We start from the raw sequence: 14,760 nt of genomic DNA on the forward strand, positions 1-14,760 counted from the left end.
TCTTGCCATGGTCCACGTGACCAATCGTGCCCACGTTCACGTGCGGCTTGGTCCGCTCAAATTTCTCTTTTGCCATTTGAAATACCTCAAAAAGAACAAGGCCCGTGTGGGTTTAACGTTTCCGGCGCGGGCTGCCACGGGCAGCAAACCCACCGCTTGCGCGGCGCCGAAGACAAACAATTTGACCGAGTGAAGCGCCTTACCCCAGGTTGCGGTGGATCCGGCTTGGCCGATCCACTCGCAACACCCCCTTTGAGAGAGGGGTGACGCGCCGCATGCGCGTCGCGGGGTCGGGCCTTACTTCGCTCTCGAAGCGACGATAGCCTCCGCCACGTTGCGCGGTGCTTCGGCGTAGTGCTTGAACTCCATGGAGTACGTGGCACGACCTTGGGTCGCGGAACGCAGCGTGGTCGAGTAGCCGAACATTTCCGACAGGGGCACTTCGGCCTTGATGGCTTTGCCGCCACCGACCATGTCCTCCATGCCCTGCACCATGCCGCGACGGCTGGACAGATCGCCCATCACGTTGCCGGCGTAGTCTTCAGGCGTCTCGACTTCGACGGCCATCATGGGCTCGAGAATGACCGGGCTGGCCTTGCGGCAACCTTCTTTGAAACCAAAGATGGCTGCCATCTTGAAGGCCATTTCGGAAGAGTCCACGTCGTGGTATGAACCGAAGTGAAGCGTGACTTTCACGTCCACCACTGGGTAGCCAGCCAACACACCGGTCGTCAGCGCTTCGATCACGCCTTTTTCCACCGCCGGGATGTACTCGCGAGGAACCACACCGCCTTTGATCGCGTCGACGAACTCAAACCCTTTGCCGGCCTCGTTGGGTTCGATCTTGAACACAACGTGACCGTACTGACCCTTGCCGCCTGACTGGCGAACGAACTTGCCTTCGGAGTCTTCCACCGTCTTGCGGATGGTCTCGCGATAAGCCACCTGGGGCTTGCCCACGTTGGCTTCCACGCCGAACTCCCGCTTCATGCGGTCGACAATGATTTCCAGGTGCAACTCACCCATACCAGCGATGATGGTCTGGCCCGACTCTTCGTCGGTCTTGACGCGGAAGGAAGGATCTTCTGCGGCCAAGCGTTGCAAGGCAATGCCCATTTTTTCCTGGTCAGCCTTGGTCTTGGGCTCCACGGCCTGCGCAATCACAGGCTCAGGGAACACCATGCGCTCGAGCATGATGATGTCGTCTGGATCGCACAGGGTTTCACCCGTGGTCACGTCTTTCAGACCCACACAGGCAGCGATGTCACCAGAGCGAATTTCTTCGACTTCCAGGCGGTTGTTGGCGTGCATCTGCACGATACGACCAATGCGCTCTTTCTTGCCCTTGACGGGGTTGAACACCGAGTCGCCTTTTTTCAGCACACCGGAGTACACACGAACAAAGGTCAACTGGCCCACATACGGGTCGGTCATCAGTTTGAAAGCCAGAGCAGACAGCTTCTCGTCATCGGCCGGACGACGGGAAACAGGTGCTTCGTCTTCGTCCGTACCGCCCACAGGCGGAATGTCCACCGGCGAGGGCAGGAAGTCGACCACGGCGTCCAGCATGCGCTGCACGCCCTTGTTCTTGAAGGCCGAGCCGCACAGCATCGGCTGGATTTCAGCAGCCAGCGTGCGCGTGCGAATACCGAGCTTGATCTCGTCTTCGGTCAAGTCACCTTCTTCCAGGTACTTGTTCATGAACTCTTCGCTGGCTTCGGCAGCCGCCTCAACCATCTTCTCGCGCCATTCTTTGGCTTGCGCCTGTAGTTCGGCTGGGATTTCGCGGTATTCGAACTTCATGCCCTGGGACGCTTCGTCCCAGATGATGGCCTTCATCTTGATCAGGTCAACGACACCGGTGAAGTTTTCTTCCGCGCCGATCGGAATCACCACCGGCACGGGGCTGGCCTTAAGGCGCAGCTTCATCTGCTCGACAACTTTGAAGAAGTTCGCGCCGGTGCGGTCCATCTTGTTGACGAAGGCCAGGCGAGGCACTTTGTACTTGTTGGCCTGGCGCCAGACAGTTTCGGACTGAGGCTGCACGCCACCCACGGCGCAATACACCATGCAGGCGCCGTCGAGCACTCGCATGGAACGCTCCACCTCAATGGTGAAGTCCACGTGGCCGGGGGTGTCGATGATGTTAAAGCGATGCTCTTCGTAGTTGAGCTCCATGCCTTTCCAGAAGCAGGTGGTGGCCGCAGAGGTGATCGTGATTCCGCGCTCTTGCTCCTGCTCCATCCAGTCCATGGTGGCCGCGCCGTCGTGGACTTCACCGATCTTGTGATTGACGCCGGTGTAGAAAAGAATGCGCTCGGTGGTCGTGGTTTTGCCGGCGTCGATGTGGGCGGAAATACCGATGTTGCGGTACCGCTCCAGTGGCGTGTTGCGTGCCATGGAAATACTCCTGAATGGGGCAAGCCCGCTGCCCTTTTTGAGGGCTGGCGGGCTCGCCTGAACTGACGGTTGGTAAAGGGCTTAGAAGCGGAAGTGGCTGAAGGCCTTGTTGGCCTCGGCCATGCGGTGCACTTCGTCACGACGCTTCATCGCGCCGCCGCGGCCTTCGGTGGCCTCGATCAGCTCGTTGGCCAGGCGCATGGCCATGGACTTTTCGCTGCGCTTGCGCGCGGCTTCCTTGATCCAGCGCATCGACAACGCCAGGCGACGAACAGGGCGCACCTCAACCGGCACCTGGTAATTCGCACCACCCACACGGCGGGACTTGACCTCGACCATGGGCTTGACGTTGTTGATGGCAACCGAAAAGGCTTCGACCGGGTCTTTGCCGGTCTTCTTCTCGATCTGCTCCAGGGCACCGTAAATGATGCGCTCGGCGACAGCTTTTTTGCCGCCTTCCATGATCACGTTCATGAACTTGGAGAGCTCGACGTTGCCGAACTTGGGATCCGGCAGGATTTCACGTTTAGGGACTTCGCGACGACGTGGCATTTTTTCACCTCAAATTTGCTTCAGTTGGCACCTTTTTGGGGCGCCGCGAGAGCCATCAGGACCCTCACTTACTTGACCCGACGCCGACATGGCGCTTTGGGGTCAGGGCGCTCAACCCGGCTTGCCGGCCGGTCAAACACCAAAAACAGGAAACTTACTTCGCCTTGGGCTTCTTGGCGCCGTACTTGGAGCGCGACTGCTTGCGGTCTTTCACGCCTTGCAGGTCGAGCGAGCCACGCACGATGTGGTAACGCACACCGGGCAGGTCTTTGACACGACCGCCGCGAACCAGCACCACGCTGTGTTCCTGCAGGTTGTGGCCTTCGCCGCCGATGTAGGAAATGACCTCAAAACCGTTGGTCAGGCGCACCTTGGCGACTTTACGCAACGCGGAGTTGGGCTTCTTGGGGGTCGTGGTGTACACACGAGTGCACACACCGCGACGCTGCGGAGAGTTCTCCATGGCCGGGCTCTTGGATTTGGTCTTTTCGACCTCCCGGCCGTGGCGCACGAGTTGATTGATGGTTGGCATGTAACGTCCCTAAACGTCTGAAAAAGCGGAAACGGAAATCTCCTCGGAAGATTCCGAAAAGCCCTCGACTGTAGCATGCGAGTGGCTTGGCGACAACTGGCAGCCATCGCCCAAGCCGTCGACTGCGCCCGCTCGAGGCCCCGGTCAGGGGCGGTGGGTCACTGGATCCAGAGGCGCAGCGCGTCCCAGGCGCGGCCGAAGACGCCGCTTTCTTCCACCGTTTCCAGCACCGTGAGCGGAATTTCGCTCACTGGCTCGCCGTTGCCCAGGCTCACGCGCAACGTGCCGACCAGCTGGCCGCGGGTCAGTGGCGCCACCAGGGGCTCGGGCCGTGCGATTTCGGTCTTGAGCTTGGCGCCCTCACCCGCAGGCACGGACACCACCACGCCATTGGCCAGGCCGAGTTTGACCTCGGGGGACTTGCCCTTCCAGATGCGCACAGAGGCGGCAGGCTCGCCGGCGGGAAACAGGCGCACGGCATCGAATGCGGTGTAGCCCCAATTAAGCAGCTTCTGGCTTTCAGCGGCGCGCGCGTTTTCACTGGAGGCGCCGAGCAAGACGCTGAGCAGCCGGCGCTCGCCCGCCTTGCCCTCGCCCAGGCCAGGCACCTGGCGGCGGGCAGTGGCCACCAAGCAGTAGCCGGCGGCGTTGGTGTGTCCGGTCTTCAGCCCGTCAACGCTGGGGTCGCGAAACAGCAACAGGTTGCGGTTGGTGTCGTTGGCTTTCGGCGTGCCCGCGTAGCGGTAGCGCTGGATGGCGTAGTACGGCACGTAGTCGGGAAAATCGCGCATCAGGCGCGTGGCCAGGGTGGCGAGATCGCGCGCGGTGGTGGTGTGCCCGGCCTCAGTCAGGCCTTCGGGGTTCTTGAAGCTGCTTGAACGCATGCCCAGCACCTGGGCCTGCTCGTTCATCATCTGCACGAAACGCTCGACCGATCCACCCACGCCTTCGGCCAGCGCTACGGTGGCGTCGTTGCCCGACTGCACGATCATGCCTTTGATCAGGTCTTCCACTGGAACCTGCATCTTGGGGTCGATGAACATGCGCGAACCGGGCATCTTCCAGGCCCGCTCACTGACCGAGAGCGTCTGCGTGAGGCTGAGCTTGCCCGCTTTCAGTGCGTCAAACACCAGGTAGGCGGTCATGAGCTTAGTGAGCGAAGCCGGCTCCACCGGCTCGTCTGGAATGCGCGACGCGAGCACCTGGCCCGACGTCACATCGAGCAGCAGATAGGCGCGTGCGGCGATTTCGGGTGGCTGGGGCATCTGGGCCAACGCGGGCAAGGCGGTGGAAACAGCAAGACAGGCGAGCGCTAGGCGCGCAAACAGACGACGAAACAAAACAGAATCCTTGGTAAATCAATGAGAAACAAGCGAAGGCAGGGCGTTCAGGCGCGCAGGTGGCGATGCACCGTATCGCGCAGCAAGGGCAGCTGGCCGTGGAAAAAGTGGCCTACGGTGGGAATCACCAGCACCGGCAACACCTGGGGTCGGGCCCAGGCCATGACCGACTCCAGCGGCACTGTGTCGTCCTGCTCGCCATGGATGACCAAGGTGCGAGGGCGGAGTTCCTCGGGCACATCGGCCACCGCAAACCGGCTTGCCGCCGTACCGACCAGCACCAAGTGGTGCAGGTCGCGGCTGGCGTGCAGACGCACCGCCGCGTGGGTTGTGACAAAAGCGCCAAACGAAAACCCGGCCAGGCACAGCGGACCCTCGGGGGCCTGGGCACCGACCACCGAGAGCAGGTCATCCAGCTCTCCGCGGCCTTCGTCGTATGCACCGCCACTGCGGCCCACTCCCCGGAAGTTGAAGCGCACCGCCGTCCAGCCAGCAAGCAGGCTGGCACGCGCCATGGTCTGCACCACCTTGTTGGTCAGGGTGCCGCCATGCAGGGGATGCGGATGAGCGATCACGATCACCCCGCGGGCATCCGGCGCTCGGTCGAGCGCAACTTCCAATCGTCCGGCAGGCCCCTCTTGCAGAAGGTGTTCGGTCTGGGCGTTCATGGCGTCATCAGCAATGCAAGCGAAGCGGAGCGACTGCCCTGCAGGCAGCGGGCTTCAGCGGCCAACGTCTGGTGGCGTGAGCAGGCGCTGCACTACCACGCCGTCGCGCAGGTGAGAGCTCACGATCTCATCGATATCGGCCTCGTCCACGTAGCTGTACCAGACAGCTTCGGGATAGACCACGGCAATTGGCCCGCCCGCACATCGGTCCAGACAACCCGCCTTGTTGACCCGCACCTTGCCAGCACCCAGCAAACCCTCGGACTTGGCCTGTGATTTGCAACGGTCAAAGGCCGCCTGCGCACGGTGCTGGGCGCAGCAGGTATCACCGCCTTCGCGCTGGTTCAGGCAGAAAAAGATGTGCCGCTGGTAGTAGCTGTCCTGGGCGACTGGAGGGATGGAGGTCGGGGCATCTGACATGCCCCGATTCTAGTGGTCGCTCACCGCTGGGCCGTCGGTCGCACCACGGCGCGCAAGCCCAGCACCAGGGCCGCAAACGGCCATAGCCAGCCCAGCCATTGCGACAGGCCATGGAAGCGGATGAAGCGCCCTTGCTCCCACACTTCCAGTGATTGAGCGAAATACGGGCTGGCCGGGGCGCGGTTCAACAGGCTCAGCGACACAGCCAGGCACAGCAGCATCGCCACTGGGCACAAGCGCCGCGGCAGGGCCAGCAGCAGCAGTCCGGCCACCGCCGCCAGCCCCAAGCCCAGTGCCGCCTGCGGGCTGATCCATGACCACGCATGGCTCGGGCCGTAGGTCAGTGCTGACGACAAGCCGGCTGCCCCGAAAGCGCAGACGCCAAACATGAGCCAGAACACCGCCCGCCGCCCGGTCGTTCGCATGTCGGCGTAGCCCATCAGCAGCGGCGCCAGCAGGCACAGGCTGACACAAAAGGCTTCGGCCAAGGGGCTGAGCGGCGCCGCGGGCACCAGCCCCACCGGTAGCCACTGGAGGAAGGGTGTGCCCCCCAGCAACTCGACCAAACCCGCCTCTAGCCTCTCCACCACCTGCCCCAGGCCAAACGGCACCGACATCGGGTACAGCAGCGCAAAAGGCCACAAGGCCAGAAGAACCAGGCTGCCGTGCGCCCCCGGTTCGAACCAGTTGGCGCGGAACCGGCTCCAGCGCCGCAGCACACCCAGGCGCTCCATCAGACCCGCCACCCCCGCGCCCAGCCAGGCGCCCACCGTATTGAGTGCCAGGTCGACGTTCGACGGAATGCGCGCGGGCAGAAAATTCTGCAAGGTTTCTACCCCCAGCGACAGCAACAACGGAAGCGCCAGTGCCAGGGGCCAGGTCCACAGTCCGCCACCCGAGCGCAACAGCGCCAGTGCCAGCAGAAACCCGAGCACCGCGTAGCCCAGCAGGTTGGCCATGACGTCAAAACCAGTCCAGTACTGCGGCAGGGGGGCCCAGAGGAACGCGGTCGGCGACACGCCCTGTAGGCGCCAGCCAGTGAACGGGTACAGGCTGGCGTAGACCACCAGCCCAGACAACAGCAGGGTCAAAGGCCAGGCGGATGAACGCTGTCTCAAGACTTCAGAAAGGCTTGACGACCACCAGCACCACCACCGCGACCAACATGATCACTGGCGCTTCGTTGAACCAGCGGTACCAGACATGGCCGCGCCGGTTCATGCCTTGCTGGAATCGCCGCAGCATCACGCCACAGGCGTGGTGGTAGCCCAGGATCAGCAACACCAGTGCCAGCTTGGCGTGCATCCAGCCTTGATCCGCGCCAAGGCCGATGCCGTAGCCCAGCCACAGCCACAGCCCGAGCGCCACGGCAGGCACCGCGAGCAGGGTTGTGAAGCGCATGAGCTTGTGCGCCATCAGCAGCAGCCGCTCCCGCTCGGCCGCGCTATCCGCCGGCACCATGGCCAGGTTCACGAAGATGCGCGGCAAGTAGAACAGGCCTGCAAACCAGCTGGCCACAAAGACGATGTGAAAGGATTTGACCCAGAGCATGAGAGCAGTGTAGCCCTGAGACCGTTGCCCTACACCCCGGGTGGCGCCTGCATCTGGGCGCGTTGACGCGAAAAAAAACCCGGCCATGGGCCGGGTTGGAAAGCCTTTTTGCTGTCACACACGAAGGCACCCGCTCAGGGAGGAAAAGCGGGGGGCCTGCCAGAGGCTTGCCCGGGTGAATGTTACACCAGGATACGTTGAAATTTCGTGCCGACCCTGTCAACTTTGACAGGGGGAGGCCACCGAGGCGCCCATAGCACTACCAAAAAACTACATCATCTTGGCCAGTTCGAACATCACGGCCGTACCCAGCGCCTCGCGGATGTTGCCGCGGCCCACTTTGGCCATGGCAAATTCGCCAAAGCCAGACATGTCGAACGAGCTGTCGTCAGGCGAAATTTCCACAAACGGAAACTCGAAGACCTCGCGCAGCAGATCATTGCGGAACTGCTCGAAGGCCTCGCCCTTGATCTCGGCGTCGACCACGATCAAGTTGGGCATGCGGCTGCGCACCGCGTCCTGAGCCTGCGCAAAGTCGACCACGCTATCGGACATGATGCCGATCTCGCGCAGGGCGTCGCGCACATCGGCACGAATCTGCAGGCTCGGAGAAATCGTCAGCACGTAGGTACCCGAGAGGGACTTGAACATGGACGACTGGTCATCCGACAGATCCACCGCCGAGATGCCGTCGACCGCCTGCACGGTGCGCGTGAACATGGCGGTGAAGTTGACGCCGTCGTCGCGCAGGTCGCGCGTGATCTCCACGCCGCCAGTGGCCAGGGCGATCTGGCGGATCAGCATCCAGTTGAGGTTGTCGGGTTCGAGCGTACTCGACGGCGGCACACCGTCATTGGCCACGCGGACCTGGAAGCGCGCGTGCTGCGGCCAGTGGTTAAGGTCCATGCGCACGTCAATGCGGTTGCCAAAGGCCAGGCCCCAGTCCAGCACGGCATTGACAAAGGTGTGCGCCACCGTGGGGTCGATCAGCACTTCGACCGGTTTGAGCTTGCGCCGAAGCGCGATACCCAGCACACCCAGCTCTTTCTTGCGCTCCTGCAGCACGCCTTCGACCAGCTCGGACATGTCCACCTTTTCGTGAGACTGCCGGATGCGCCCGTTGTAGAAACGGTGAATTTGCTGGGCGCTCACGCCGGCCTGCTTGATGCGCTCGGCCGGCAGGCTCAAGGCCCGGTGCTCCAGCTTGGAGATACGACCGCGCTGCAGCAGTTGGTCCACCGTGCCTTGCAAGGCGCTCGTGCCTTCGGTGATCTGGTCGGCCAGCGCCGCGATCAGCGCCGGCCAGTGATCGTCGAGCGACCATTCCGCTCTCGTGCCGGCCGCGCCGCCCTGTTGGGGCGTCGGTGCTTCAACAGGGCTTTTCTTGTTTTGCAGCATGGTGAAAGGTAAAGATCGGTGCCAGGCCAGTCGGACGCTCAAGGTTGCAGCCGGCCAGAGACCGGGGCAAGGCCAGACGGGATGCAAGTCACTTTGTCCATGATTGCCCGAAAGTCCCATTTGACCGCAAGATATTTTCCCGGCTGCGTGGAGTTCAACACAAACACTTCACTTTAACAATTGCGAGGAGACCTGAGGGCCGCCGCTGCCCAACGGCGGATAGTGGGCCCACGGCGGCGACGGCTTTGCCACAATACGGCCATGCACGCACCCACGCCCTACCCCCTCGCCCGCCCGCGCCGCCTGCGCAAAGACGCCTTCACCCGCGATCTGGTGCGCGAGCACCGGCTCAGCCCGGCCGACCTGATCTACCCGGTGTTCGTGCTGGACGGCCAGAACCGGCGCGAGGCCGTAGGCTCGATGCCCGGCGTGGAGCGCCTGAGCCTGGACCTGCTGCTGCCCGTGGCCGAAGACTGCGTAAAGCTGGGCATTCCCGTGATGGCGCTGTTCCCAGTGATCGACGCCTCCCTCAAAACGCCCGACGGCAAGGAAGCGACCAACCCGGATGGCCTGGTGCCCCAAATCGTGCGCGAACTCAAAAGGCGTTTTCCCCAACTCGGCGTGATGACCGATGTGGCCCTGGACCCCTTCACGAGCCATGGGCAGGACGGCTTGCTGGACGACGCCAACTACATCCTGAACGACCCGACGGTCGACATCCTGGTGCAGCAGGCGCTGGTGCAGGCCGAGGCCGGCGTGGACATGGTAGCGCCCAGCGACATGATGGACGGGCGCATTGGTGCCATCCGCCGCGCGCTCGAAGCCAAAGGCCTGGTGCACACCCGCATCATGGCCTACAGCGCCAAGTACGCCAGCGCCTTTTACGGCCCCTTCCGCGATGCCGTGGGTTCGGCCGCCAACCTGGGCAAGGCCGACAAGAAGGTCTACCAGATGGACCCTGGCAACAGCGACGAAGCCCTGCGCGAGGTGGCGCTGGATATCGCCGAGGGGGCCGACATGGTGATGGTCAAGCCCGGCATGCCGTACTTGGACATCGTGCGTCGCGTGAAGGACGAATTTCGCGTGCCCACCTTCGCCTATCAGGTCAGCGGCGAGTACGCCATGTTGAAAGCCGCTGCGTTGAACGGCTGGCTGGACCACGACGCGGTGATGATGGAGAGCCTGCTGGCTTTCAAGCGCGCCGGGGCCGATGGCGTGCTGACCTACTTTGCGCGCGACGCGGCTCGACTGCTGCGCGCCTGACCCACCCGGCTGCCCAATGCGCGTCTTCACCATCAAGCCGGACGAGGTGCGCGAGTAGGACGGGCTGCCCTACGACCTGCCCGAGCGCGGCTTTGTGTGGATCGCCTGCGCCCGGCAGGAGTTTGAGCTGGAGCAGGCCATGGTGCAGGCGGTGCTGCAGCGGCTGTGCAACACCGCGCTGGTGGATCTGCACGTGTCGGATCTGCTCAACCAACAGCTGCCTTCGCATTTCGACTACACCTCTCGCTACGACATCCTGGTGTTCCGGCGCCTGGCCGCCGGACAGAGCGAAACAGATCTGACCCGCCCGGATGAACCGCCAACTCGGAAGAACAAGTGCAGCGGCCCGCCCGTGCTGCGGCGCATCGACACCAGCCCGGTCGGTTTTGCGGTGTTCGACCGCGTGGTGCTAACGGTGCACCCGGCCGGCTGCGGTGTGCTGGACCAGTACGCCAGCCGCCTGCTGGCCTCGGCGTCGAGCGGATTGCGCTCCGCGGGCGTGCACCTGCCCACCAGCCCTGCCGACCTGATGCTGCGCGTGGTCAACCAGATGGTCGAGGGCTACCTGGAACTGCGGCGCGAACTCACGCGCCAGCTCGACCACATGCAGGCCGAGCTGCTGCACCCCAAGACGCGTTTCACCAACTGGGGCTCACTGCTGGACGCGCGCATGTCGCTGCACCAGCTGGACGACATCTGCGAAGACCACCGCTCCGCGGTTCTGGACTGGATTGAGTCCCTGGAGAGCTGGGAGCCTGACGAAGACACCGGTGGTCACCGCAGCCTGGAGCTGTTGCGCGTGCGCAGCCGCGACGTTCTCGAGCACATCGAGCGCGTGGTGCGCCACGTGCGCCGGCTGGAGCAGAACGTGGAAACCGCGGTGCAGATGCACTTCTCGGCCCAGGGCAACCGCGCCAACGACATCATGCGCACGCTCACCGTGCTCACGGCCATCTTCCTGCCGCTGAACCTGATCGCCGGCCTCTTCGGCATGAACTTCGACTTCATCCCGCTAATCCACCAGCAAAACGGTTTCTGGTGGACGATGGGCTCGATGGGACTGATCGCCGTTGGCCTGAGTGTGTTTTTCTGGCGCAAGCGCTACCTGGAGCGCTCGCGCGGCTGATCGACCCGAGCCGTTCAGACGAACGGGGCCTGCAAGCCTTCCGCTGCCAAAGCGCGCTGCACCGCGGGGCGCTCCAGCATGCGCTGCAGGTGAGGTCCCAGATGGCGGCGATCGCGCGCCGGCGGGGTCTGGGCAAAGTCCCGCGTCCATCGGCACAGCGTGAACAGGTAGGGATCGAGCGCGGTGTAGGTCTCACCCAATAGCCAGGGGCCTCCGTGGCGGGATAGCTCGGTATCGAGCTGATCGAGCAGCACGCGGATGCGCCATTCGGCATGGCTTCTCACCTCCGTCTGTCCGGTGGCATTGCCCGCCTTCACCCAGCGCTCCGGGTAGAAATAAATCATCAGCGTGCTTTGCAGCGTGTTGGTGAGCCACATCAACCACTTGTAGAAATGTGCGCGCTCAGGACTGCCCAGGGCGGGCGCGAGCCCGCTGGCGGGGTGCGTGTCGCACAGATGCAAGGCGATGGCCGCGGTTTCGTACAGGACCAGGTCGCCATCGGTCAGCACCGGGATCAACCCGTTGGGATTCAGACGCAGGTAGGCCGCCGACTTCTGCACATCGTGGGTGCGGTCCACCAGTACCAATCCAAAAGGCACGCCGATTTCTTGCAGCAGGATGTGCGGCACCATGCTGGCTGTACTGGGAAAGTGGTGCAGTTGAATCATAGGTCGGCCGTTAATGATTCGGGTGGTGAAGGGGGCGGCGGCCCCGGGGACATCAGAGGTGCTTGGCGAAGAAGGCCAGCGTGCGCTGGCGGGCGAGCTGGGCTGCCGCTTCGTCGTAAGAGCCGCGCTGATCGCAGTTGAAGCCGTGGTTGGCGGCGTAGACCTGCACCTCCACTCCCGGCTGCGCCTTTCGGAAAGCCTCCACGGTGTCGAGCGGGATCCAGTGGTCCTGATCACCAAAGTGCGCCAGCACCGGGACCTGGGGTTTGAGCGCTGCGTCGGCACCCGCCGTCATGCCGCCGCCGTAGTAGGGCACGGCCGCCGACAGGCCGCTCAGCGTGCAGGCCGAGCGCCAGGTCAACAGGCCGCCCCAGCAATAGCCCACGATACCGACCTTGCCGCCCTGCGCCGCTTCGTCGATGGCCGCCTGGATGTCTTGCATCACGCCGGGTGCCGGCAAGGCCTCCACCGCCGTCTTGTAGCCAAAGCCCTCGTTCATGTCAGCTTCGGTGTAACCCAGTTCCACACCGGGCTTGACGCGGTGGAAGGTGGCGGGCGCGACCACGAGGTAGCCCTCAGCGGCGTAACTGTCGGCCACCGCCCGGATATGGCTGTTCACGCCAAAGATTTCCTGCAGCAGCACGATGCCGCCTTTGGGATTGCCCGCGGGCTGGGCGACGTAAGCCGGGCAAGCAAAGCCGTCGGCGGCGGTGAGTTCGATGACATGGCTCATGGGAAAAGTCTCCTGGAAGGTTAGGTCAGAAAAAAGGGAGTCGACTCAGGAAAGCAGGCGGCGCTCGACGAAGTCCAGCCGGTCCTGGCCCCAGAAGAGCTCGCCGTCGACCACGTAGCTCGGCGCGCCGAACACGCCGGCGTCGATCGCGGCCTGGGTGTTCTGTTCGTACTGGGCCAGAACCTCCGGCGTCTGCGCGCGCGCCAGCAGAGCCGCGTCCAGACCACACTCGGCGAGCACGGCACTCAGGGTGTCCGCGTTGGCAATGTCGCGCTCCTGAGTCCAGACGGCAGCGCCCACCGCGCCAGTGAGCCGCATGGCCGCAGCGGTGCCGTGGTCCATGTCGGTGGCCACAATGAGCCGCGCGGCCAAATCGGCCACCACCGGGAAAAAGCGCGGCTGCACCACCAGGGGCAAGCCGAGGGCCTCGCCAAAGCGCTGGAGCTCCAGCAACCGGTAGGCCTGGCGCTGCGGCGCGCGCTTGGGCAGCGGCAGGCCGCCCGAAATGGGGAATATCTTGGCGAGGTCCATCGGCAGCACACGCACGCTGGCGCCCGCCCCCTCGGTCATGCGGGCGAACCGCGCGTGGCCGATGTAAGTCCAGGGGCTGTTGGGCGTAAAGTAGTAGTCGACTGCGTGACGCATGGGGGTCTCCTCGTGTTGGTCTAATGGTGCGAGACCCGGTTGTACCCGGGACAGAACATTCTGGCAGGAGAAAGCCCATGAACACATCGTCTGCAGGCGCTTTGCTGGTCACCGGTGGCAGCCGGGGCATTGGCGCAGCCACCGCCCGGCTTGCCGCCCAGCAAGGCTGGCAGGTGGCGGTGAACTACGCAGCCAACTCGCTTGCGGCCGACGAGCTGGTGCGCGCCATCCGCGCGGCTGGCGGCACCGCGATCGCATTCAAGGCCGATGTGGCCAACGAGGCGCAGGTCATGGACATGTTCGGCCAGATCGACGCCAAGCTCGGGCCGGTGCGGGGGTTGGTGAACAACGCCGGCGTGGTGGACGTGACTGCGCGCGTGGACGAGATGAGTGTGGCGCGCTGGCGCCGCATGTTTGACATCAACGTGATGGGTTCGATGCTGTGCGCACGCGAGGCGGTGCGCCGCATGAGCACGCGACACGGCGGGGCAGGCGGGAGCATCGTGAACGTCTCCAGCGCGGCGGCGCGCCTGGGCGCTCCGGGGCAATACGTGGACTACGCCGCCTCCAAGGGCGCCATTGATGCGTTCACGATCGGTCTGGCCAAGGAGGTCGCGGCCGAGGGTGTGCGCGTCAACGCGGTGCGCCCGGGCCTAATCGACACCGAGATCCACGCCTCGGGTGGCCTACCCAACCGGGTGCAGGAGCTGCAGCACCTGGTGCCGATGCAGCGTGGCGGCAGCGCCGACGAAGTGGCCCAGGCCATTGTCTGGTTGCTTTCGGACGCCGCAAGCTACACCACCATGAGCCTGCTCGACGTCTCAGGAGGACGCTGAAATGACCGCCACCACCCCCGAACAAAGCCCGCACATCAAGATCTGGTGGGAAGACCTGGCGGTTGGCCAGGTGAAAGACCTGGGCAGCCTTTCGCCCACCGCGGATGAAATCGTAGCCTTTGCCCGTCAGTTCGATCCCCAGCCATTTCATCTCGACCCCGAAGCGGCTAAGGCATCGGTGTTCGGTGGGCTGTGCGCCAGTGGCTGGCACACCTGCAGCCTGGCAATGCGCCTGATGGTGACGAACTTCCTGCATGAGTCGTCCAGCCTGGGCTCACCTGGCCTCGAAAATATCAAGTGGCTCAAGCCCGTGTTTCCGGGCGACACCCTGCGACTGCAGCACACTATCACCGAAAAGCGGGTCATGGGCAAACGCCCCGACGTGGGGTTGGTGCGCACCATCTGGGAGATGTTCAACCAGCATGGCGACAAGGTGTTGCACATGGAGGGCTACGGCATGTTTCGGCTGCGCAGCCCTAAAAAATAGCCCCTACGCTCCGCCGCTGCGCGGATCGCTGCGCCCCCTAGGGGGCTGGGTCCGCCTTGGGAGCGGCCCGGCGGCAGGTCCCTAGCCCCTGACGCAGTGGCGCAATTCATGCGTCAGTAGCGCGCCGAATGCGCCGCTGTC

At 63.8% G+C, this 14,760-nt stretch carries 17 protein-coding genes; 5 read left to right on the forward strand and 12 right to left on the reverse strand.

The features are described 5' to 3' along the window. Positions 1–193: hypothetical protein (locus tag GPT34_RS17760; protein WP_363357011.1), on the forward strand; the 193-nt coding region annotated here is incomplete at its 5' end. A 104-nt stretch (positions 194–297) separates the two neighbouring features. Here GPT34_RS17760 and fusA read toward each other — a convergent pair. From fusA to GPT34_RS15110, 9 genes are all read right to left on the reverse strand, one after another. After that, positions 298–2,400 (reverse strand): elongation factor G, encoded by a 2,103-nt coding sequence (gene fusA, locus GPT34_RS15070; protein ID WP_291014134.1) that lies wholly within the window; start codon positions 2,398–2,400, stop codon positions 298–300. Between the two features lie 81 nt (positions 2,401–2,481). Next, positions 2,482–2,952, reverse strand: a complete 471-nt coding sequence (gene rpsG / locus GPT34_RS15075) for a 30S ribosomal protein S7 (protein WP_291014135.1) — start codon at positions 2,950–2,952, stop codon at positions 2,482–2,484. Positions 2,953–3,106: 154 nt separating this feature from the next. Further along, positions 3,107–3,484, reverse strand: coding sequence for a 30S ribosomal protein S12 (gene rpsL, locus GPT34_RS15080; protein ID WP_056266875.1), 378 nt, complete (start codon positions 3,482–3,484; stop codon positions 3,107–3,109). A 158-nt stretch (positions 3,485–3,642) separates the two neighbouring features. Further along, positions 3,643–4,749 carry a D-alanyl-D-alanine carboxypeptidase family protein gene (locus GPT34_RS15085; RefSeq protein ID WP_291014218.1) on the reverse strand — a complete coding sequence of 369 codons (1,107 nt, stop codon included), beginning with the start codon at positions 4,747–4,749 and terminating at the stop codon, positions 3,643–3,645. A 122-nt stretch (positions 4,750–4,871) separates the two neighbouring features. Then, a complete protein-coding gene (locus GPT34_RS15090) occupies positions 4,872–5,492 on the reverse strand; it encodes an alpha/beta hydrolase (RefSeq protein ID WP_291014137.1) in 621 nt (206 codons plus the stop codon). 54 nt (positions 5,493–5,546) lie between these two features. After that, positions 5,547–5,912, reverse strand: a complete 366-nt coding sequence (locus GPT34_RS15095) for a (2Fe-2S) ferredoxin domain-containing protein (RefSeq protein ID WP_291014140.1) — start codon at positions 5,910–5,912, stop codon at positions 5,547–5,549. Positions 5,913–5,932: 20 nt separating this feature from the next. Then, positions 5,933–7,003 carry a VanZ family protein gene (locus tag GPT34_RS15100; RefSeq protein WP_291014142.1) on the reverse strand — a complete coding sequence of 357 codons (1,071 nt, stop codon included), beginning with the start codon at positions 7,001–7,003 and terminating at the stop codon, positions 5,933–5,935. Positions 7,004–7,034: 31 nt separating this feature from the next. Further along, positions 7,035–7,463: a CopD family protein gene (locus GPT34_RS15105; RefSeq protein WP_291014144.1), complete on the reverse strand. Its 429-nt coding sequence runs from the start codon at positions 7,461–7,463 to the stop codon at positions 7,035–7,037. Between the two features lie 270 nt (positions 7,464–7,733). Next, on the reverse strand, positions 7,734–8,861 hold the full coding sequence (locus tag GPT34_RS15110) for a hypothetical protein (protein WP_291014146.1): 1,128 nt from the start codon (positions 8,859–8,861) through the stop codon (positions 7,734–7,736). 261 nt (positions 8,862–9,122) lie between these two features. Between GPT34_RS15110 and hemB the strand changes: the two genes are divergently transcribed. Both hemB and GPT34_RS15120 read left to right on the forward strand, forming a co-directional pair. Beyond that, positions 9,123–10,124: a porphobilinogen synthase gene (hemB, locus tag GPT34_RS15115; RefSeq protein ID WP_291014148.1), complete on the forward strand. Its 1,002-nt coding sequence runs from the start codon at positions 9,123–9,125 to the stop codon at positions 10,122–10,124. A gap of 64 nt (positions 10,125–10,188) precedes the next feature. After that, a complete protein-coding gene (locus GPT34_RS15120; RefSeq protein WP_291014221.1) occupies positions 10,189–11,250 on the forward strand; it encodes a magnesium transporter CorA family protein in 1,062 nt (353 codons plus the stop codon). A gap of 14 nt (positions 11,251–11,264) precedes the next feature. Here the strand turns inward: GPT34_RS15120 and GPT34_RS15125 are convergent, their stop codons facing one another. The 3 genes from GPT34_RS15125 to GPT34_RS15135 are packed head-to-tail and all read right to left on the reverse strand — an operon-like array spanning position 11,265 to position 13,296. Next, entirely contained in the window at positions 11,265–11,918 is a 654-nt protein-coding gene (locus tag GPT34_RS15125; RefSeq protein ID WP_291014150.1) for a glutathione S-transferase, read from the reverse strand. A 52-nt stretch (positions 11,919–11,970) separates the two neighbouring features. Continuing rightward, the gene (locus GPT34_RS15130; protein ID WP_291014151.1) at positions 11,971–12,651 is read right to left on the reverse strand and encodes a dienelactone hydrolase family protein; all 681 of its coding nucleotides are present in this window, start codon (positions 12,649–12,651) and stop codon (positions 11,971–11,973) included. A gap of 45 nt (positions 12,652–12,696) precedes the next feature. Continuing rightward, positions 12,697–13,296, reverse strand: coding sequence for a 2-hydroxychromene-2-carboxylate isomerase (locus GPT34_RS15135; RefSeq protein WP_291014154.1), 600 nt, complete (start codon positions 13,294–13,296; stop codon positions 12,697–12,699). Between the two features lie 77 nt (positions 13,297–13,373). Between GPT34_RS15135 and GPT34_RS15140 the strand changes: the two genes are divergently transcribed. Continuing rightward, complete coding sequence (locus GPT34_RS15140) at positions 13,374–14,132, forward strand: SDR family oxidoreductase (protein ID WP_291014156.1); 759 nt, start codon at positions 13,374–13,376, stop codon at positions 14,130–14,132. 1 nt (position 14,133) lies between these two features. Further along, complete coding sequence (locus tag GPT34_RS15145; protein ID WP_291014158.1) at positions 14,134–14,619, forward strand: MaoC family dehydratase; 486 nt, start codon at positions 14,134–14,136, stop codon at positions 14,617–14,619. Positions 14,620–14,760: the final 141 nt, after the last annotated feature.

Origin of the sequence: Hydrogenophaga sp., assembly GCF_011390835.1 — a bacterium.
Lineage (GTDB): Bacteria > Pseudomonadota > Gammaproteobacteria > Burkholderiales > Burkholderiaceae_C > Hydrogenophaga.